Origin of the sequence: Pectobacterium cacticida (assembly GCF_036885195.1) — a bacterium.
Lineage (GTDB): Bacteria > Pseudomonadota > Gammaproteobacteria > Enterobacterales > Enterobacteriaceae > Pectobacterium > Pectobacterium cacticida.
This window is the reverse complement of the sequence record NZ_CP133656.1, coordinates 969,813-991,255: the sequence shown is the minus strand read 5'-3', so window position 1 is coordinate 991,255 and position 21,443 is coordinate 969,813. Positions and strand designations below refer to the sequence as shown.

Annotated in this window: 18 protein-coding genes and 1 other RNA gene; 4 read left to right on the top strand and 15 right to left on the bottom strand. The window is 48.9% G+C overall.

Annotated features, from left to right (window positions below):
* Positions 1-27: 27 nt before the first annotated feature.
* Positions 28-124, bottom strand: an RNA gene (ffs, locus tag RFN81_RS04665) — signal recognition particle sRNA small type.
* A 187-nt stretch (positions 125-311) separates the two neighbouring features.
* Between ffs and RFN81_RS04660 the strand changes: the two genes are divergently transcribed.
* Positions 312-632 carry an MGMT family protein gene (locus tag RFN81_RS04660; protein WP_264498005.1) on the top strand — a complete coding sequence of 107 codons (321 nt, stop codon included), beginning with the start codon at positions 312-314 and terminating at the stop codon, positions 630-632.
* Between the two features lie 52 nt (positions 633-684).
* On the opposite strand, the gene RFN81_RS04655 is transcribed toward RFN81_RS04660, so the two are convergent.
* A complete protein-coding gene (locus RFN81_RS04655; RefSeq protein ID WP_264498004.1) occupies positions 685-1,218 on the bottom strand; it encodes a YbaY family lipoprotein in 534 nt (177 codons plus the stop codon).
* A gap of 211 nt (positions 1,219-1,429) precedes the next feature.
* Here RFN81_RS04655 and tesB point away from each other — a divergent pair, with 211 nt between their 5' ends.
* The gene (gene tesB / locus RFN81_RS04650; RefSeq protein ID WP_264498872.1) at positions 1,430-2,290 is read left to right on the top strand and encodes an acyl-CoA thioesterase II; all 861 of its coding nucleotides are present in this window, start codon (positions 1,430-1,432) and stop codon (positions 2,288-2,290) included.
* Between the two features lie 173 nt (positions 2,291-2,463).
* On the opposite strand, the gene amtB is transcribed toward tesB, so the two are convergent.
* From amtB to RFN81_RS04625, 5 genes are all read right to left on the bottom strand, one after another.
* Complete coding sequence (gene amtB, locus RFN81_RS04645) at positions 2,464-3,750, bottom strand: ammonium transporter AmtB (RefSeq protein WP_264498003.1); 1,287 nt, start codon at positions 3,748-3,750, stop codon at positions 2,464-2,466.
* A 39-nt stretch (positions 3,751-3,789) separates the two neighbouring features.
* On the bottom strand, positions 3,790-4,128 hold the full coding sequence (glnK, locus tag RFN81_RS04640; RefSeq protein ID WP_264498002.1) for a P-II family nitrogen regulator: 339 nt from the start codon (positions 4,126-4,128) through the stop codon (positions 3,790-3,792).
* 357 nt (positions 4,129-4,485) lie between these two features.
* Positions 4,486-6,261, bottom strand: a complete 1,776-nt coding sequence (locus RFN81_RS04635) for a SmdB family multidrug efflux ABC transporter permease/ATP-binding protein (RefSeq protein WP_264498001.1) — start codon at positions 6,259-6,261, stop codon at positions 4,486-4,488.
* Positions 6,254-8,023: a SmdA family multidrug ABC transporter permease/ATP-binding protein gene (locus tag RFN81_RS04630; protein ID WP_264498000.1), complete on the bottom strand. Its 1,770-nt coding sequence runs from the start codon at positions 8,021-8,023 to the stop codon at positions 6,254-6,256. The genes RFN81_RS04635 and RFN81_RS04630 overlap by 8 nt, the downstream gene beginning before the upstream one ends.
* 76 nt (positions 8,024-8,099) lie before the next feature.
* Entirely contained in the window at positions 8,100-8,561 is a 462-nt protein-coding gene (locus RFN81_RS04625) for an Lrp/AsnC family transcriptional regulator (protein WP_264497999.1), read from the bottom strand.
* A 297-nt stretch (positions 8,562-8,858) separates the two neighbouring features.
* Between RFN81_RS04625 and RFN81_RS04620 the strand changes: the two genes are divergently transcribed.
* Both RFN81_RS04620 and queC read left to right on the top strand, forming a co-directional pair.
* Positions 8,859-9,944: a PLP-dependent cysteine synthase family protein gene (locus RFN81_RS04620; RefSeq protein ID WP_319800191.1), complete on the top strand. Its 1,086-nt coding sequence runs from the start codon at positions 8,859-8,861 to the stop codon at positions 9,942-9,944.
* A gap of 108 nt (positions 9,945-10,052) precedes the next feature.
* Positions 10,053-10,748: a 7-cyano-7-deazaguanine synthase QueC gene (gene queC, locus RFN81_RS04615; protein WP_264497998.1), complete on the top strand. Its 696-nt coding sequence runs from the start codon at positions 10,053-10,055 to the stop codon at positions 10,746-10,748.
* A 65-nt stretch (positions 10,749-10,813) separates the two neighbouring features.
* Here queC and RFN81_RS04610 read toward each other — a convergent pair whose 3' ends face one another.
* The 8 genes from RFN81_RS04610 to bolA all read right to left on the bottom strand — a co-directional run bounded on the left by RFN81_RS04610 (position 10,814) and on the right by bolA (position 21,090).
* Positions 10,814-11,179, bottom strand: coding sequence for a helix-hairpin-helix domain-containing protein (locus tag RFN81_RS04610; RefSeq protein ID WP_264497997.1), 366 nt, complete (start codon positions 11,177-11,179; stop codon positions 10,814-10,816).
* 144 nt (positions 11,180-11,323) lie between these two features.
* Complete coding sequence (gene ppiD / locus RFN81_RS04605) at positions 11,324-13,198, bottom strand: peptidylprolyl isomerase (protein WP_264497996.1); 1,875 nt, start codon at positions 13,196-13,198, stop codon at positions 11,324-11,326.
* A gap of 338 nt (positions 13,199-13,536) precedes the next feature.
* Complete coding sequence (gene hupB, locus RFN81_RS04600; RefSeq protein ID WP_264497995.1) at positions 13,537-13,809, bottom strand: nucleoid-associated protein HU-beta; 273 nt, start codon at positions 13,807-13,809, stop codon at positions 13,537-13,539.
* Between the two features lie 197 nt (positions 13,810-14,006).
* A complete protein-coding gene (gene lon, locus RFN81_RS04595) occupies positions 14,007-16,382 on the bottom strand; it encodes an endopeptidase La (RefSeq protein WP_264497994.1) in 2,376 nt (791 codons plus the stop codon).
* Positions 16,383-16,573: 191 nt separating this feature from the next.
* A complete protein-coding gene (gene clpX, locus RFN81_RS04590; RefSeq protein WP_264497993.1) occupies positions 16,574-17,848 on the bottom strand; it encodes an ATP-dependent protease ATP-binding subunit ClpX in 1,275 nt (424 codons plus the stop codon).
* A gap of 162 nt (positions 17,849-18,010) precedes the next feature.
* Positions 18,011-18,634 carry an ATP-dependent Clp endopeptidase proteolytic subunit ClpP gene (gene clpP, locus RFN81_RS04585; RefSeq protein WP_264497992.1) on the bottom strand — a complete coding sequence of 208 codons (624 nt, stop codon included), beginning with the start codon at positions 18,632-18,634 and terminating at the stop codon, positions 18,011-18,013.
* Between the two features lie 510 nt (positions 18,635-19,144).
* Positions 19,145-20,449 (bottom strand): trigger factor, encoded by a 1,305-nt coding sequence (gene tig, locus RFN81_RS04580; RefSeq protein ID WP_264497991.1) that lies wholly within the window; start codon positions 20,447-20,449, stop codon positions 19,145-19,147.
* A gap of 326 nt (positions 20,450-20,775) precedes the next feature.
* The gene (gene bolA, locus RFN81_RS04575) at positions 20,776-21,090 is read right to left on the bottom strand and encodes a transcriptional regulator BolA (protein ID WP_264497990.1); all 315 of its coding nucleotides are present in this window, start codon (positions 21,088-21,090) and stop codon (positions 20,776-20,778) included.
* Between the last annotated feature and the right edge of the window lie 353 nt (positions 21,091-21,443).

Sequence of the window (21,443 nt, the reverse complement as noted above, 5' to 3'; positions counted from 1 at the left end):
CGCGCCTAAAAATAGAAATGGTGGAGGCCCTACCAGCTACATCCCGGCACACACGTCTCCTGCTGCGGCTGCTTCCTTCCGGACCTGACCGAATCCACAGGTTAGTGTTGCGAGAGAACCGATAGGGCCTCCATTGACAACTCTGCAATGACGCCTACTACAAACGTTAGTGGCAACACATAACAAAGCGGTGGCATTATCAGCGATGGAATACGCAATTGCAAGCTAACACATGCTAACCGGTGTTTTCTTACCCATATAGCTATGTCACTATGAAATACAACCGCGTAGGAGTACAGGAACATACCGTGATGTCAGAAGAAAATGATAATTTTCGCCAACGCGTATTTCACATTGTCGCGGCGATCCCTTATGGGAAAATAGCAACTTATGGCGATATTGCACAGCTTGCAAACTCCCCTAAAGCAGCGAGGCAAGTGGGTGGCGTATTAAAACGCCTGCCGAAAGACAGCAAACTCCCATGGCATAGAGTAATCAACCGCAAAGGTGAAATATCATTAACTGGTGGTGATTATTTGCGCCAGAAATCTGCGCTACAGGCGGAAGGGATTGTATTCAATCGTCAGGGAAAGGTTAATCTTACTGAATATCGCTGGCAATACGCGCCATAACGAACGGCGCGTAGCCACTAAATCAAGCTGACTATCACGGCCGCCAGCGTCTCTAACTGCTGGGAGGCTGGTTTGCTGAAGGGGAAGAGACTGTTCCCGTATTGTTTGCGGGTAAAGCAACAGAAGCAACAGGGGTTAACACCAAATCAACGTTATTAACGCCGTTGGTAATAACGGGTAAGACATTCTCTGTTACCATAACAATGTGGTTATCAATGGCAACCGCAGCACTCAGTAGGATTCGCGCATTGGGCTGAATATCTGCCGGGTTATACGGTAATCTAAACGAGAAAGGCGACTGTTTTCCATCGGTACGCGTTACGCGCTGCGTAATTACCTTCGATGGCACGCCTACCAACGACGCATCAGAAACGGTCACGGTCAATACAGCGTTGTGGGGAAGTGCTATGCGCTGAGGAATATTCACACTACCAGTTACCGCTGGCATCGCTATAACCGGACGTGATGAAGAAGTACTGGTGACAGGCTCCCCAGTTAGCGGGGAAACGCCATAATCATTCTTTTGAGCGCATGCAGTTAACACCAACGATAGCGTGATACCGCCTAAAATATGCCATAATTTCATTCAGTCAGTCTCCTTTGTTATTGCCAAACTATCGGTATCGAACATCAGCATTCAAAATAGTATGATTTGTCCAACATCTTAATTATGGTGCAACATTCTGTTATTTTCCTTAAAGTCGAATATTTATTGCAAAAAACAGAAAAAATTAAAAACCTTACACTTTAAAAAACAAATAGATAACCAATCATCACTACCTAGGGTGGCCGACATGATTAATCAATCACTGCAACACCTTCTCGACCTCCTACATTTAGAAAAACTTGAAGAAGGACTGTTTCGCGGACAAAGCGACGATCTCGGACTACGTCAGGTCTTTGGCGGGCAGGTTGTTGGGCAGGCCATGTCAGCGGCCAAACAGACCGTACCAGCCGAACGCAATATCCACTCTCTACATGGCTACTTTTTGCTACCTGGAGACAGTCAGAAGCCTATTATTTATGATGTAGAGAACCTGCGAGATGGCAATAGTTTCAGCACGCGACGTATTAGCGCCATTCAGAATGGTCGACCTATATTTTATATGACAGCCTCTTTTCAAAGCCATGAAGACGGGTTTGAACACCAGAATGTAATGCCAGACGTCGCGCCGCCAGAAGCGCTGAAATCCGAGCAGGAGATTGCTCAGTCTATACAACATCTCTTGCCGCCCCGCTTACGCGATAAACTCATTCAGTCCAGCCCAATTGAAATGCGCCCGGTAAAATTCTACAACCCCTTAAAAGGTCAAGCAGATAAGCCAGTGCGCCATGTCTGGTGCCGTGCCAATGGCTCACTTCCTGAAGACAAGCGTATTCACCAATATCTACTTGGCTACACATCTGATTGCAATTTCCTACTTACCGCTCTACAACCTCATGGTGTTGGCTTTTTGGAGCCCGGTGTGCAGGTAGCCACAATAGATCACGCAATGTGGTTTCACCGCGATTTCCGGTTTGATGACTGGCTATTGTATTCGGTGGAAAGCACCTCAGCATCCGGCGCGCGGGGCTTCGTGCGTGGGCAATTCTACACCCGTGACGGCGTGTTAGTTGCCTCTAGCGTACAGGAAGGCGTAATACGTCGCCGTCAGTAATCGAGAAAGTATGAAATTAATAACCTCACTCACGACCAGAGGTTCAAAGTAGTAAAAACCGTTTGAGATGGAAAACAATTGTGGGGTAGTACGAATTACGAATAATTTAGGCGTAGTACAAATAGTACAGGCGCGGATTAGTTCCGCGCCTGTACACTGTGAAAATACCTTACTTATTGGTTATAAGCGCTCTCACCATGGCTGTTAACGTCCAGCCCCTCACGCTCTTGCTCTTCAGGTACACGCAAGCCGACAATCATATCCGCCACTTTGAAGGCAACAAATGCCACAACGCCTGACCACACCAAACAAACAATTACGCTGAATAGCTGAACCCAAACCTGATGCGCCATTGTCACGCCTTCCGCATAGCCTGTTCCGCCCAGCGACGCCGAAGAGAATACGCCCGTCAGAATACAACCGACGATCCCACACACGCCATGAACGCCGAATACATCACAGGGATCATCGACACGCAGCCATCTTTTCAGTACGGTTACGCCCCACAAGCCCGCTATGCCACCAGCTAGCCCAATGATCAGTCCGCCGCCCACGCCGACTGTACCCGCAGCCGGTGTAATGGCCACCAGGCCAGCGATACAGCCTGAGCATGCGCCTAATAAAGACGGTTTTCCTCGTACAATCCACTCTCCAGCGACCCATGCAAGAATTGCAGCAGCGGTAGCGACCACCGTATTCAGAAAGGCCAGCGCAGCGATGCCGTTGGCCGCCCCCGCAGACCCTGCATTGAAACCAAACCAGCCAATGTACAGAATTGCCGTACCGATAAACACCATCGGCAAATTGTGGGGTTTAAAAGCTTCTTTGCCAAAACCTGCACGTTTACCCAATAGGTAAGCACCAACCAACCCAGCAACCGCCGCATTGATGTGTACAACCGTCCCCCCAGCGAAATCAAGCGCGCCATCTGCGGCCAGATAACCACCGCCCCATACCATATGCGTCATTGGCAAATAAGAGAATGTCAGCCATATCGCAACAAAAATGAGTACCGCAGAGAAGCGAATACGTTCAGCGATTGCCCCGACAATCAGTGCCACGGTGATGCAGGCAAAGGAAGCCTGATACGCCACATGCACAAACTGATAGAACGTTCCACTCACGGACTCTATCCCAATACCTTTCAACATGAATGTGCTTAGGCCACCGAAGAAAGCGTTACCTTCACTGAACGCCAGGCTGTAGCCATAAACCACCCACAGAATACAGACCATCGCGAAGGATACACTCACCTGAGCCATCATGGACAGGACGTTTTTTGAACGAATCAAGCCACCATAAAATAGTGCGATACCCGGTATCGTCATAAACAGTACCAACGCGGTACAAATCATAATGAAAGCGTTATCCGCTTTATCAATCGTCGGTGCAGCAGCCATTGCCCACGATGGGAGCAATGCCGCTGTAGCGAGACCTAATGAAGAGAAGAGTTTTTTCATTTTCATCCATCCCTATTTACGTATCTACGTTAGGTGTTGTTAAAGTGCGGACTCGTCAGTTTCACCCGTACGAATACGGATAACCCTTTGCAATTCGGCGACAAAAATCTTGCCATCACCAATTTTTCCGGTGTATGCGGCTTTACTGATGACGTCTATCACTTCATCCAGTTGGTCATCCGCAATTGCGATATCAATTTTTACCTTGGGTAAAAAGTTAACGCTGTACTCTGCGCCACGGTATAGCTCGGCATGTCCTTTCTGACGACCAAATCCCTTCACCTCAGTGACGGTGAGTCCCTGGATGCCGACAGAGGATAATGCTTCACGCACATCTTCCAGCTTGAATGGTTTTATCACCACAGTAACCAGTTTCATTCATCTTCCCCCTAGCCATTACGTTCAGGCTTTCGCCCGTCACTTGTTCGATTACAGATCTACGAAGTCGGTACACGCCATGATTAAAGCAAAGGGTGTGCCATAAATGATTTATCTGGCATAAATCGGGATAGGGTACGCTTGCAGGGAGTAGAGCGGTTATAAATCAAACACGTCGAGAACGAAAAATGGGAAAAACAGGGCAAGGGCAGCACCAAATTAGTGCAACAGGGGTATTTTCAGTGCAAGCCGAGTAAAAACACCAAGCCGTGTGCTTATTGATGGTGCGAAACAACATCCAGACGTCAGCGCTGCACCATACAAGGCGGTGCAGGCTCTTGCATCAAAACCACAGTATTAGACTGGGCAAGATTCCGCGCTAATTGCGGCAAGATCCTCTTTGGCAAGCTGCAATTGATACATTTGGTAGTAACGCCCTTGTTGTTGCAACAATTGCTTATGCGTTCCCCGTTCAACGGCTTGACCATGGTGGAGCACCATAATCATGTCGGCCTCAACAATAGTGGAAAGACGGTGTGCAATGATGACCAAAGTCGTTTGCTCCCTGATAATACGCAATGCTTTTTGCACCGCCTGCTCCGTACCCGAATCAATATTTGCCGTGGCCTCATCGAGAATCAGGATTTTGGGCGGTTGCACTAAGACTCGCGCAATCGCTAGCAGCTGTTTCTGTCCTGTAGATAAGTTATTCCCCTGCTCACCAATCCGCGTATGCAAGCCTTCTGGGAAATCTCTAACCAGATTAGCAAGCTGCACGACTTCCAGCACGCGCCAGACGGCATCTTCACTGATATCACGCCCCAACGTCACATTGACAAACATGGACTCCGCCAGCACAACTGGGTCTTGTTGCACCATTGCCACATTTTGGCGCAAAACGGTGTGAGACAGCGTCGATAGCGGACGTCCATCAAGTCTTATCTCTCCCTCATTCGGCACATAATATCCCATCAACAGGCTTGCCAGCGTACTTTTGCCGCTGCCTGTATGCCCAACCAGCGCAACAAAACCACGGTCCGGTATCGTCAGGGAAATATCCCGTAATACGCGTTTTTCTGTGCCATAGGAGAATGAGACCTTGTCTATATCGATACGTCCCGTAACCAAAGGGCGTTCATCATCGCCATAGCGCTGCTGTTTGCCGTCCATTAGTTCAAAGATACGTTCTCCGGCGACCACGGCCTGCTGAAACATAGACTGCTGAGTTGTCAGCTCAATCAAAGGTTCATTCAGACGACCCAGGTAGTTGATAAATGCGTACAAAACACCGACCCCTACCGCGTCATCAGCGTTAAGACCAAACTGAAACAATAAACCACATAACACCATCGCAGAAAATAAGCTCAACAACGGCCTGAGTAGAATCCCATCTAGACGCAACGCCTTCATACGCGCTTCATAATGTTCACGACTGGCGGTGCCTAACTTATTGCCAAAGCGAGCCTGCTGACGAAACTGTTGAATGACCCCCATCCCATTAATCACTTCGTTAAAACCGTCATTAATATTGGCCAGATAGCTTCTTACTCTACGCACGATAGGCGTACTAAAGTGATGGTAAAGCACCATGACTACGGCTACCGCGGGAAAAATCATCAACGCAACCAGCGCCATCCGCCAGTTCAAACTAAACATGGCTACCAACATCGCGCCAACCAGTGCCGCACTGCGTAGCACAGTCGAAACTACCGTGATATACAGATCTTTCACGACTTCAGTGTCATTGGTGACGCGTGCAATCAACTGCCCGACAGGCTCTTTGTCGAAGGTACTCAGCGGCTGACGCAATGCAGCATCCATTACATCAATACGTAGTTGCTGCACAACCCCCACCGCGACGCGGTTGAACAACAGCGCTTGAAAATAGTGTAGTGAAGCCGCCAGTATTTGCAGCAGGATATAGGCCGCGGCTAGCCCCGCCGCCACTGCCAAGGGGAATTCACCTTTAGCCACCAAATGGTCGATAAAATAGCTTACTAACATGGGGCCTGAGACCTCTGCGCCAGCGGCGACCCATAACATCAAAACCCCAATCAATAGCGGTTTCTTCCAAGGTGAACCATAGGCCAACAGGCGTTTCAACGTTGCCCCGAACGGGTTGGCGCTATTCATTTTTTGTTCCTTCCGGCTGCGGCGCATCATCCAACGCCGCTTCTAACTGTTGGTAACGGTACATATCTCGGTACCATCCAGGCTCAGCCGCCAGCACACGGTGCGCACCACGCTGCACGAGTTGCCCCTGTTGCAACACGATGATTTCATCCGCGTCAGCCAACGTTGACAGACGATGCGCGCTGACAATCAACGTGCGCTTTTCACCCCATGTTTTCAGGTTCTGCAAAATCTGGTGCGCTGTCCGCCCGTCAACCGCAGACAACGCATCATCCAGTACCAGGATTTCCGCTTCTTGTAGTAGTGCTCGCGCAATCGCAATACGCTGTTTTTGCCCTCCCGATAACATTACACCACGCTCGCCAACTTCCGTTTGGTAGCGCTGGGGTAAGCGCAGAATATCGTCATGGACGTTTGCAAGACGCGCCGCCTGCTCGATCTCTACTGGCGTGGCATCGGGGCGACCGAGTGCGATGTTTTGTGCCACCGTGTCCGAAAACAAAAAAGGCATTTGTCCCACCACGGCGAAACGGCTACGTAGTTCATCCAACCGCAGATCGCACAATGGCCGATCGTGATAGCGAATTTCGCCTGACTGGATATCGAAGTGACGCAAGATTAGCGCCAATAATGTGCTTTTACCCGCTCCCGTTGGCCCGCATAATCCCAACATACTGCCCGGTGCTAACGTAAAATGGATATTCTGCAAAGCGTCATGAGAAGTGTCCGGATAACGAAATGCGTCAATATTCACGGCCAACTCGCCACGCCCGGCAGGCAAGGACGCTTTGCCATCTTTCACTTCGGGTTCTTCCGCCAACAGTTGACGAATACGACTATATGCCGCGCTTCCCCGCTCAACTATATTAAACATCCAGGCCAGCGCCAGCATCGGCCAGATCATTAATCCCAGATACATCACAAAGCTGGTCAGCAGCCCTAACGTGAGTGAGCCGTTAATCACCATCCAACTACCGCCACCAATTGCCAGTAAATGCGACAATCCCACGGCAATATAGATAGTGGGATCGAAACGGGCATCAACCTGAGCAACATGCATATTCTTGGCACCGGCATCCGTTGCCACCTGCGCAAAACGTGCTGATTGGTAATTTTCCAATCCAAAGGCTTTAATCATGCGAATACTGGTTAAACTTTCTTGCGCCTGATCGTTGAGCGAAGAAAATGCCGCCTGTGCGGCTCTAAACCGGTTATGCAACTGGGTGCCATAGCGTTTGATGAAAAGCGCCATGATCGGCATAGGAAGTAAGGCCAATAATGTGAGTTCCCAACTAATCTGCGTGCACATGACAATCAGCACCGCACATCCCATTACCATAGAGTCGACCAGCATCAGCACCCCTTCACCTGCGGCAAAGACGACCCGATCAACATCATTTGTGGCACGAGCGATCAGATCACCGGTACGATGACGCTGATAAAAGGCAGCATGCTGACGACTGAGTTGGCGGTAAAAATTTTCTCGTAGCTCCACCGCCAGTCGATATGACGCACCAAACAGAAACACGCGCCACACATAGCGCAGCACATAGACTATGACTGCGGTCAACAATATCACGCCAATCCACATCATCACTTTAGTCATCGGCATGCCGTGTTGCGTCACACCATCGACGAGCACGCCAACCAATTTAGGCGGAAGCAATTGCAGTACGGCAATGACAATCAAGAGCGCGATCGCCCCCAGATAGCGACGCCATTCACGGCGAAAATACCAACTCAGTTGAGCAAAGAGTCTCACGCGATTTTTATTCCAATGGGCAGAGAGGTCATGACAAACTCAGAAAACATTATATAAAGGGCGAATGTACGGTAAATCATAAGGATAGTGGCAGTGCCGTAGTATATTTGATTCGTTCCATAGCAAAACTGGATGTTACATCGACTAGCCCAGGAATACCATTTACCAACCGTTTATAGAAATCATCGTAACTTTTCATATCGGCGACCTGAACCTGCATCAGATAGTCATATTCTCCAGCCATGCGATAAAAGGCCAAAACTTCCGGCATATCGGAAACCACGCTGGTAAACGTTTGATACCAATCGCGGTTATGCTGCTGCGTCTTCAGCAGGACAAATGCCGTTAACCCCAAACCTAAACGCTCTTCATCTAGCAACGCGACTCGCGCCCGAATAATTCCAGCGTCTTCCAAACGCTTCAAGCGTTTCCAGCACGGCGTAGATGTAAGGTTCACCGCGTCGGCCAATGTTTGTAGTGAAAGAGTGCAATCCTGTTGTAGCAGATTCAGCAGTGTGCGATCGATTTTATCCAGCATGGTTCTATTCCCAACGATGCGATTAGCTACCCCAACTTTCTCCCATCAGGGATGAAAGTAATATTCCTTCAGCCAGAAACCACGATGTAAGCCGGGTAGGCACAACACATAGATGATGGCCTTAATAACATGTAGCATAATGGTCTCCAGCACAGCTGAATAGAATTTATTTCCCCATAATGAAAATATTATGGTAAAAGCACCCCCTGAACCGGTGATTTAGTAGATTAAAAGGTGATTTTTTTATCCTAAAAACTCGTTAATCTATTTAGATAATCATTGCAACGAGTTTTTATCATGAGCACTATCTGGGTCAAAAATGCTATCCGTGCTATTGAGGCTGATTTTCAGCGTTCTGCCGACACGCATCTTATTCGTTTAATATTGCCCAACTACCCCGGCATCTATTTCTATCTCAAGGACGAAAGTACACATCCCAGCGGTAGCCTGAAACATCGTTTGGCGCGTTCGCTATTTCTCTATGGGCTGTGCAATGGCTGGATTAACGAAGGAACGCCCATTATCGAAGCATCATCCGGTAGCACGGCTGTGTCAGAAGCGTATTTCGCCCGTTTACTTGGTCTACCGTTTATCGCCGTAATGCCCTCATCTACAGCAAAAAGAAAAATCGAGCAAATCACCTTCTATGGCGGACGCTGCCACTTTGTCGAGCAGTCAGGGCAAATCTACGCGGCATCCGAACAGCTAGCCCAAGAGATGAACGGCCACTATATGGATCAGTTCACTTACGCGGAACGCGCCACCGACTGGCGCGGCAATAATAATATTGCTGACAGTATTTACCGCCAAATGGCGCGCGAGCCGTATCCAGAGCCTAACTATATTGTAATGAGTGCCGGTACTGGCGGTACGTCGGCAACACTCGGTCGTTATATTCGCTATCAGGGGCTAGATACACGGTTAGTCGTTGTCGATCCTGAAAATTCCGTCTTCTATGACTATTACCAGCAACGGGACAAAACCCTCACGGGGCCGTGCGGAAGCCGGATAGAAGGTATTGGTCGTCCGCGTGCCGAACCCTCTTTTATTCCCAGCGTCATTGATGACATGATTAAAGTCCCTGATGCCGCCAGCATCGCGACGCTGCACTGGCTGGAAAGTGTGTTAGGACGTAAAGCTGGTGCATCTACCGGTACGAATGTCTGGGGTATGCTGCAATTGGCCAAAGAAATGGTTCAACGTGGACAAAAAGGGGCAATCGTTTCTCTGCTGTGTGACAGCGGTGAGCGCTATCTGGACACTTACTACAATAGCCACTGGGTAGAAGAACATATCGGCGACATTCGCCCCTACGCCGATATGCTTAACAGCCCAGTAGGTTCCACTCTGAAACCGGACCCCGCCTTGCATAAACCGGCTTGAGATGGCGGCGGCGCTGAATGCTGACCATTTTTCAGGTAATATGACGGTTTTACACCGCCTGACGTCACAAATGCTAGGCGGTTAACGTCGCATTAAGGTGGATGAAAAATGAAGCGTGCTGTTGTCGTTTTTAGCGGTGGGCAAGACTCTACAACCTGCCTGATTCAGGCTTTGCAACATTATGATGACGTCCACTGCATCACCTTCGATTATGGGCAACGTCACCGCGCGGAAATTGATGTTGCGCGGGAACTCAGCGTAACGCTAGGCGCCACGGCGCATAAAGTGCTAAACGTAGGCCTGCTGAATGAACTGGCCACAAGCAGCTTAACACGCGATAGCATTCCTGTTCCTGATTACGACGCTAACTCACAGGGTATTCCTAATACTTTTGTTCCTGGAAGAAACATTCTTTTCCTGACGCTCGCAGCTATCTACGCTTATCAGGTCGGGGCGGAGGCCGTCATTACTGGCGTCTGTGAGACAGATTTCTCTGGCTACCCGGATTGCCGTGACGAATTCGTCAAGGCGCTGAATCAGGCGATTGTCTTGGGTATCGCCCGTAATATTCGTTTTGAAACACCGCTGATGTGGCTCAATAAGGCTGAAACCTGGGCGCTGGCTGACTACTACCAGCAACTTGATACCGTGCGTTTTCATACGCTAACCTGCTATAACGGCATTAAGGGTGAGGGGTGTGGACAATGCGCCGCCTGTCATTTACGGGCCAACGGACTGGCGCAATATCAAAACGATCCCGCTGCGGTTATGGTCTCACTAAAGCAAAAAACAGGATTACGCTAACATTTCACGCTGCAACACAAAGGCCTGCAGCCCAGACAAGATGCTCAACTGGGCTGCGACCAACATTACAGTTTCAATCGCGAGAGATTACGCTCAACCAATGCCGCGCCAATCCCCGGCACCTCAGTTAATTGTTCGATCTGGGTAAAGGGTCCATTTTTTTCACGGTAGCTCACTATCGCTTCCGCTTTTTTCAGACCGACACCGTTCATGACATCGGCCAGTTCAGCTACGTCTGCCGAATTGATGCTTACCTTGTCCTCGTCGCTATCAGGGAGCGTGGCTTTTTCCGCTTTCTGATCCGCTGGTGCGGACTTTACCGCAACTGCCGCACCGTCGACGGCTTTAGGCACCGCCTGAGCGAGTAATGGCAACCCCGATAAACTCATTCCAATGATTAAGCACAACGCTTTTATTCCTGACTTTTTCATGCTGTTTCCTCCATGTGTGTGACAGCGCAATCACCTTGCCGCAGATCCATCGGTATCGCAAACGGCGGAATTTAAATGTGGAAAAGGCCGCGAAAGCGGCCTTTAGTTATTGCAATGGTTTACAAAATTTTGCGGGATTTATTGCTATTCCTGCGCTGCATTTCCCATCTTGATTTCCGCTTCACTGCGCAAACTAGACAACAGTGAATCAAACAGCGAGCCCAGTGAACTTTGTTGAATCTGGCTGGCAAACTGTGTTTTCTGTTCATCGTTGAGCTGATGTGGCGTCACGCTATCCAGCGCAACCAGCACGACATTACCAGCCTGATCCTGTGTTATCGTGTAAGTCGGCTTATCTTTCTGCGGATGTGGCATCGCAAAGATAGCCTCAGCCATCACATCACCCTGAGAGAGAGAGGACAGCGTTTTTGCTTCGCCAAAACTCAACCCAGCCGCTTTAAGCGCATCGTCCTTCCCTTGCTTTAGCTCAGCCAACATTTTTTCAGCGTCCACTCTAGCCTGCTGCTCGGCCTTCTGGTGTTTTAATGTCTCTACGATTTCGGAACGAACCTGCTCAAGAGGGCGCGTACTTTCAGGCTTATGAGCGGTGATTCGTAATACAAAAGCGCGATCGCCATCAACATTTATCACATCGGAGTTATTACCCGGCGCACCGTTTTCCCCCAACAAGGCGCCGTTAAAGATTGCTTGCGTGACAGGCGGGAAGTTCAGCGCTGCGGGTATATTCTCCCGGGTAAACCAGTCAGTCTGTGTAGCCTTCACCCCTGCGACGTCTTCCGCTGAGGCCAGAGACTCGTTATCATTGCTCGCCGCTTCACTCACTTTTTGCTGCAACGCATAGAACGCATCCTGCGTCTTTTCATGCTTCACTTTCTCAGCTATTTCAGCACGCACTTCACTCAACGGTTTAATTTTCTGTGGCTGAATATCGTCAAGACGCACGATCAGATAGCCAACTGAGGATTTAATCGCTGCGGAAATCTGACCTTTCTCCGTCAATTTGGCCTGCTTAAGCTCATCAATCATGCTGTCCGCGTCCATCCAACCCAAATCGCCACCGTTACGGCGCGAGATGATGTCCGTTGATTTTTCTCTTGCTAGCGTAGCAAAGTCACCGCCTTGTTTTAGCGCATTCAAAACCGACGTCGCCGCTGACTCATCCTTTACCTGAATAACGCTGAATTTTTTGCGCTCCGGCTGTGAATAGTCGTTCTTATGCTGTTCATAGAAATCGTTAATCGCTGCATCGTCAACCTTCACATCCTCCATGATGCGAGCCGCATCCAACAAGATGTAGCTCACTTTGAATTCTTCTGGAGCGATGAAATTCCCTTTATGTTGATCGTAATATCCCTGAATTTCATTATCAGCTACCGTCTGGGCTTGCGACCTGGCAGCGACATCCAGAGTGGCGATACGGACGACGCGATCTTGTGCAGCCAGTTTCACCAGGTGATCAATCTCCTGTGGCAGCAGGAATGCCGTATTGCCGAAACCGCGAATCAACTGCTGAGATGTCAGTTGCTTACGCAACATCTCAGCATACATCTCTGGGGTGATGCCAAGTCGACGAACCTGATCCAGATACTTTTCGTTATCAAAACGGTTGTTAGTCTGAAACGCCGGGACGTTGAAGATCGCCTGTTTGATCTGCTCATCGCTGATATTAAGCCCCAGCTTATTGGCATACTGATCCAATAAGACTTCATCAATGAGTTGTGAGAGTGCCTGCCTACGCAACTGCTGCATGTAACCATCGTTGCTCGCCAAGAGAGAAAAGTTCTCGCCCAACGTTTCCTGCTGACGACTACGTTCGTTTTGTACCGCTTGTTCAAGCTGTGCACGGGTAATTTCCTGCCCATTCACCTTTGCGGCATAATCGCCTGAACCACCAATAAGATAATCACCAACGCCAGTAAGAACGAATGATGCGATGATCAAAGCAAGAATAATTTTGAGCACGACGTTATTCGCAGCCGTACGTAAATTGTCCATCATAATGTGACAACACTCCGCTGTAGAATGGATAAAACTCCCTGCGCTGGCCGAGGCCATGCATCCTTGCGATAGCTATAGCCTAAAACAAGGCTAGGGCGCACTTAAGCTTATAACCCGACACCTGAACGATCCGTTGCGATGTTTACTGTTCGACGATAGCATCTGCTATTTTCGCACCGCTTCGACACGATTCCGCCCAGTGCTAAGTTAGTATGATGCTCTATAAATAAAAGGCACATCATAAAATGATGCGCCTCGTATCTTACCTTACCAATATCCTTACGTCAGGTATTGTTTGGCACCCACGATGGTTATCAACCAAACCTGTGGCGTAGTAATCAGTTAACGGCGTCTTTTAGCGTCTTACCCGCACGGAAACCAGGTACTTTTGCCGCTGGAATGCTGATTTCCTTACCTGTTTGTGGGTTACGCCCGGTACGAGCCGCGCGCTCGCGCACGGTGAAAGTACCAAAACCAACCAGGGCAACATCATCCCCTTCTTTCAGGGATTCGGTAACGGAACCAATAATTGCATCTAACACACGTCCTGCCGCCGCTTTGGAAATATCAGCACCTGCGGCAATTTTGTCGATCAATTGAGACTTGTTCACTCTGTCATCCCCTTTGGAATTCTCTTATCGCGCTTTAACGGCCCAAGACACGATACGTCGTTTATTATCAATGTTGTCAGGCTCAATCCGTTAAGGCTTGAACCAACAGTGCACTAACTTAGCGGTACAAAAAAAAGCTGGCAAGCACGATTTCACTCACCAGCTCTGATTTTCTCAAGAGTCTATGCGACAGGTCACTATTTTACCTTGTCTTTAGGCTTGGATGCCGAGAGCACCTGTATACCGGAAGGCGCATTTTGCAACGCTAACGCCAGCACTTCTTCAATACGTTTCACCGGGTGAATATCAAGATCCGCAATGACGTTCTGTGGGATATCTTCCAGGTCTCGCTTGTTGTCATCTGGAATCAACACCGTCTTAATGCCACCTCGATGAGCAGCCAGCAGTTTCTCTTTCAGACCACCGATTGGCAACACCAGACCGCGCAGCGTGATTTCTCCCGTCATCGCCACATCGGCACGTACCGGATTCCCCGTCAAACAGGAAACCAGTGCGGTGCACATAGCGATACCCGCACTCGGCCCATCCTTTGGCGTCGCCCCTTCAGGAACATGGACGTGAATATCGCGTTTCTCGTAAAAATCCGCATTGATACCCAATTTTTCCGCTCTGGCACGCACCACAGTGAGCGCCGCCTGAATCGACTCTTGCATGACTTCGCCCAATGAACCGGTATAGGTCAGCTTACCTTTACCCGGCACACAGGCAGTTTCAATGGTGAGCAACTCACCACCAACTTCTGTCCAGGCCAAACCAGTGACTTGCCCGACACGATTTTCATCGTCAGCGCGCCCATAGTCAAAGCGCTGTACTCCCAGGAAATCTTTGAGATTCTCGCCGGAAATCTGAATATGCTTGATAGATTTATCCATCAGCAGCATTTTGACGGCTTTCCGGCAGAGCTTGGATATTTCACGCTCCAAACTACGCACGCCGGCTTCACGCGTGTAATAGCGGATAATCCCCACAATCGCACTGTCTTCTACCGACAACTCACCCTCTTTCAGCGCGTTACGCTCTATTTGTTTGGGTAATAAATGTTTTTTAGCAATATTCAGTTTTTCGTCTTCGGTATAGCCGGACAGGCGAATAACTTCCATACGATCGAGCAACGGGGCCGGAATGTTCATGGAGTTTGATGTAGCAACAAACATCACATCGGACAGATCGTAATCGACTTCCAGGTAGTGATCGTTAAATGCGACATTCTGCTCAGGATCGAGCACTTCCAATAAGGCCGAAGCCGGATCGCCACGCATGTCGGAAGACATCTTATCGATCTCGTCCAGCAGGAATAGCGGGTTTTTCACACCAACTTTCGCCATTTTCTGGATCAGTTTGCCCGGCATAGAGCCAATATAGGTGCGGCGGTGCCCACGTATTTCCGCTTCGTCACGCACACCGCCCAGCGCCATGCGGACATACTGACGTCCTGTCGCTTTGGCAATTGACTGACCAAGCGATGTTTTCCCCACCCCCGGCGGCCCCACCAGGCACAGAATTGGCCCTTTGATCTTACTGACACGACTCTGTACTGCGAGATATTCGAGAATGCGTTCTTTAACACGATCCAGACCGTAATGATCGGTATCCAGCATCTCCTGCGCTTTTCGCAAGTCTTTCTTCACCTTGCTGCGCGCATTCCACGGCACCTGCACCATCCAATCGATATAGCTACGTACCACTGTCGCTTCCGCCGACATGGGAGACATCATTTTCAGCTTTTGTAATTCAGCTTCGGCTTTCTCACGAGCCTCTTTCGGCATTTTCGCCGCTTCAATCTTACGTTTTAACGCCTCATGTTCATCCGGCGCATCATCCATCTCGCCCAGCTCTTTCTGAATGGCCTTCATTTGCTCATTCAGATAGTACTCACGCTGGCTTTTTTCCATTTGCTTCTTAACACGGCCACGAATCCGCTTTTCTACCTGCAAAAGGTCGATTTCGGATTCCATCATCGCCATGAGGTACTCTAAACGTTCGGTGATATCGAACATTTCCAGTACCGACTGCTTGTCAGCCAATTTGAGCGGCATATGCGCAGCAATGGTGTCAGCTAAACGCGCAGCGTCATCGATGCTATTCAGAGATGTCAGGACTTCCGGCGGAATCTTCTTGTTTAGCTTGATGTATCCTTCAAACTGATTGATTGCCGTACGCATGAGCACTTCCTGTTCGCGCTCATCAATTGCCGGGGAATCAAGATATTCTGCTTGTGCGGCGAAATGCTCTCCGCCGTCTGAAAGAGTAGTAATGCGCGCGCGCTGTAACCCTTCGACCAACACTTTTACCGTACCGTCAGGCAGCTTAAGCATTTGAAGAATTGAGGCTACCGTCCCTACCGAGAAAAGATCGTTAATACTTGGCTCATCCGTTGAGGCCTCTTTCTGTGCCACCAGCATGATCTTCTTATCATGATCCATTGCGGCTTCAAGGCACCGAATCGATTTCTCCCGACCAACAAACAACGGAATGACCATGTGCGGATAAACCACCACATCGCGCAACGGCAATACGGGGATTTCTATGCGTTCGGAACGCTCAGGGTTCATAGAGCTCTCTCTTAGTTTCGTTTCCGCCAGGTTATGGGAATCTCGTGAAACGCGGTTTTCACGGGTTTCATCAAATAGGTATTTGAGTATATGGGGATAAATGTCTCACATTCAACGATCGTCATACGTGTAAAAAACCAATGGGGGATAAAATCCCCCATTTTATTCTTCAAGACGACTTAACTGATTAATTATTCGCCGGATGCCTGCTGCGTTCCTGACTTACCATAGATCAACAGGGGATCTGACTGGCCTGCAATAACGGATTCATCAATGACAACTTTATCAACGCTTTCCAGCGATGGCAGATCATACATAGTATCCAGCAGGGCAGCCTCAACAATAGAGCGAAGACCACGAGCACCCGTTTTACGCGCCATCGCTTTCTTGGCTATTGCCGCCAGCGCTTCATCACGGAATTCCAGCTCAACACCTTCCAGATTGAACAGCGCTTGATACTGCTTAGTCAATGCGTTTTTCGGTTCACGCAGAATCTGAATCAAAGCGTCTTCGCTCAATTCCCTTAACGTCGCCACCACAGGCAGACGGCCAATAAACTCAGGAATCAAACCGAATTTAATCAGATCGCCGGGTTCAACATTACTTAACAACTCACCCTCTGTCGCTTTTTCAGCCGATCCCTTAACCGTAGCATTAAAGCCAATGCCACGCCCCGTATCAATACGTTGCTCGATCACTTTATCAAGCCCGGCAAACGCGCCACCGCAGATAAAGAGAATCTTGGAGGTATCAACCTGCAAAAATTCCTGTTGAGGATGTTTGCGACCACCCTGCGGAGGAACCGCCGCAATGGTGCCTTCAATCAGTTTTAACAGCGCCTGCTGCACACCTTCACCAGATACATCACGGGTGATCGACGGATTGTCAGACTTACGAGAAATCTTGTCGATTTCATCAATATAGACAATCCCACGCTGCGCTTTCTGGACATCGTAGTCACACTTCTGCAACAGCTTCTGAATGATATTTTCAACATCTTCACCCACGTAACCTGCTTCAGTCAGCGTGGTCGCATCCGCCATTGTGAACGGAACATCCAGAAAACGCGCCAGCGTCTCAGCCAGCAGCGTTTTACCGCTTCCCGTCGGGCCGATCAGCAAGATATTACTTTTACCCAGCTCAATCCCATTACTGCTGTCACCATTACGCAAGCGTTTATAGTGGTTATATACCGCAACAGCCAGCACCTTTTTAGCCTGCTCCTGACCAATAACGTAATCGTCAAGGTGACGGCGAATTTCATGTGGCGTCGGCAACGCGCTACGCTCACGGTGTGGCGCAACTTCCTTAATTTCTTCGCGAATAATGTCGTTACACAAGTCAACACATTCATCGCAGATATACACCGACGGGCCGGCAATCAGCTTACGCACTTCATGCTGGCTTTTGCCGCAGAAAGAGCAGTACAGTAATTTTCCTGAACCGTCTTTGCGCTTATCTGTCATGAGTTAAACCTCTTTTTCGTCTTTTGCCCGCAGGCCAACCACAGCGATATTGCTACAACGAACGCCGATACTTATAGCCAATACGCGCAAAACAACCTCGCACAACAGACTATCGGTCGAACACTGATTTTTAGCGACCCCAGACCGCGATTACGGCAAACATTATGCGCGGTGGGTGAATACGGAGTCTACCAAGCCGTATTCTACTGCCTCACTGGCAGAGAGAAAACGATCGCGCTCGGTGTCTCTTTCTATTACTTCAAGAGGTTGCCCCGAATGTTTCGCCATCAGTTCATTCATTTTAGCTTTCACTTTCAGTATTTCTTTGGCATGGATTTCAATATCCGTTGCCTGCCCCTGGAAACCGCCTAATGGCTGGTGAATCATCACGCGCGAGTTTGGCAAGCAAATACGCTTACCTTTCGCCCCTGCCGTCAACAGAAAGGAGCCCATTGAACAAGCCTGCCCCATACAAATCGTGCTGACATCCGGTTTGATAAACTGCATGGTATCGTATATGGACATCCCAGCAGTAATCACTCCACCAGGAGAATTAATGTAGAGATAGATGTCTTTCTCAGGATTTTCGGCTTCCAGAAACAGCATTTGCGCCACAACCAGATTCGCCATATGATCTTCTACTTGGCCAGTCAGGAAGATTATCCGTTCTTTTAGCAGACGGGAATAAATATCGTAAGAACGTTCCCCACGCGAGGTCTGTTCAACCACCATCGGCACTAACGCCATATGGGGTGCTTGTCTTTCTTGTTCGCCACTGTATGACATTCACGTCTCCTAGATAAAATGCGTCGGGCACGCGTAATTGCGTTGTTCAATCATTGTATCGATCGATTCTACTAGAGATAGGGAGGGATGACTACGCCACCTTATCCCTTCGCAGTAGTGCAACCTATACGACCAAGAATCCTTACCAGCCGTGCCAACGTCTCTTTTTCAGAGAATGGGGACCCACGCATTGAGTTTCAAGCTTACACTATCAATCGCGCCCGATTAAAGAGCCAATCATTTTATTATTAATACGTTATCGGCACTGAAAATCTGAGGTTTAGCGCGTCACCGCTCGGATATCCTCATCTCTCGGGTTAATCATAGCGCAATTTCAGTCCATCACGCCGCACTCCGTGCCTAAGTCCGTTCTGGAAACGACAGGTAACCCAAACGATAATTATTACTTCAAAATGCGTAACGCCATAAGCAAAAGCCCACACAATACAGTGTGGGCTTTGTCTGAAAAGCAGCCAACTATACGTTAAATAACATTAACGTAAGCAGGATTTATGCGTTAGCCGTTTGATTCATCAACTCATTGAAGCTGACCGATTTCTCAACCACTTTCGCTTGAGCAAGCACAACTTCTACGGCTTGCTCTTCCAATGCGACGTTACGCATATTGTTCAGCAATTCTTTATTTTTACTATAGAATTCGATAACTTCCTGCGGATCTTCGTAAGCAGAAGCCATCTCTTCGATCAGTGCATTAACGCGCGCTTCGTCAGCTTTCAGTTCATTGCCGCTGATGACTTCACTCAGTAACAGGCCGATAGTAACGCGGCGCTTAGCCTGCTCCTCAAACAGCTCACGCGGTAATTCCAGCGCTTGCTTCTCGTTGCCACCGAAACGCTGTGCCGCCTGACGACGTAACACATCAATTTCACTATCTATCAACGCTGCCGGTACGTCGATTTCGTTGGCCTTGATTAGCCCATCCAGAACCTGCGTTTTCACACGGTTTTTCACCGCGCCTTTCAGTTCACGTTCCATATTTTTACGGACTTCAGCACGCAGGCCTTCCAGAGAACCATCAGCGACGCCGAAACGCTTGATAAATTCTTCGGTCAATTCTGGCAGTTCACGCTCTTCCACTTTTTTCAGCACGATAGCAAACTGTGCCGCCTTCCCTTTCAGATTTTCAGCGTGGTAATCTTCTGGGAAGTTCACATCGATAGTGAATTCTTCACCCGCTTTGTGCCCAACAACGCCATCTTCGAAGCCCGGGATCATGCGATTCTGCCCCATTGCCAGAACGAAGTCAGACGCTTTGCCGCCTTCAAAGACTTCACCGTCGATAGAGCCAGTGAAATCGATAGTGACACGATCTTCCGCTGCCGCAGCACGATCAGTGTCTTTCCAGGTCGCCTGTTGCTTACGTAGCGTTTCCAGCATGGTATCAACATCAGCGTCAGTCACTTCAACAACCGGTTTTTCAACTTCGATCGCATCCAGGCCTTTCAGTTCAACTTCCGGGTACACTTCAAACTCAACGGAATAAGTAAAGTCAGCATCTTTATCATAGCTACCTGGAACATACTTAACGCGCCCTGCGGGAACCAAATTTTCTTGTTGCAGCGCATTAACCAAGTTCAACTCCATAGCCTCACCCAAAGCATTATTCAGTGCGTCTGCACCATAACGTTTTGCAATCAATGCTTTAGGTGCTTTACCGGGACGAAATCCATCAATCTTTGCCCGTTTCGCAAACGTTGTGAGTTCGCGATCAACCGCATTTTCAATATCTTTTGTGGGGATCGTAATATTTAAACGACGTCCCAGGCCTTGAGTGGTCTCAACTGAAACTTGCATCTTGTTACCTCAAAAAATCACAGTGATCGGTCAACCCCAAAACTATTCTCGCGACGAAAAAACCCTCACGACAGCAAGACTGATTTAAGCAACTGGCACCAAGGCGCACAGGCTGGGATCAACCCCGCAGAACCGGGAAATTGCCAACCCCGTTCCCTGTAGTCAGAAGCGTCCCGAATACATTCAGGAAAAATAGACGCAGCATTATAGCGGCATAGCGGTGATGAGTCGAGAACGGCGCGGGGACGATTATCACTACGAATTCATACTTTCACGCTTTTGCCAATAACCCATGCTTCACTGTCTGGAGCGGCTTTGGGTTACTACTATGAACGAATACCTCCGCCACCGCAGGGCGGTGAAGGCGGGACGGTGTTTTGCAACGTGGCCCACTCTTTTTCTGTATAAGTATGCAGCGCTAACGCATGTACTGAATTCGCTAGTTCTTCAGCCAATACCGCATAGACAGCGCGATGTCGCCCAATCACACGTTTACCCGCGAATTTGTCGCTAACCACGACCACGTTAAAATGGCTTTCCGCTCCAATAGGGACGTTATGCCGATGGCTTTCATCCATCACTTCAAGATGAAGAGGCTCAAACCCCATACGCAGCTTTTCTTCTATCGTTTCGCGCATCATAAAATGCTCCTGTCAGCTTGAAAAAATGAAACATAAACGCAGCATGGCGATAGGCATTCATACCAAAGCCATCAAATAAACTGCTATTTTTTAAAAGATCCCACCAGATAGGGCGATTAATAGCCTATCTCAGTAGGCGTAAATGGCGTAGTCAGTTTCGCAGAAACCGGGGCGTACACAGAGCACGCAAGGATTGAGAACACTGCCCAGAGCCAAAATGGCAAGTAAAATAGCCCTTATAGGATGGGGCAAAGCAGAAAGGATGCTGAAGCACATTGATGTACCATCGTTAATCTTGGTGCGATAAAACCGATTTTCCGGCCAATGGCACGAGAAAAAAGATGCTTTTCGGA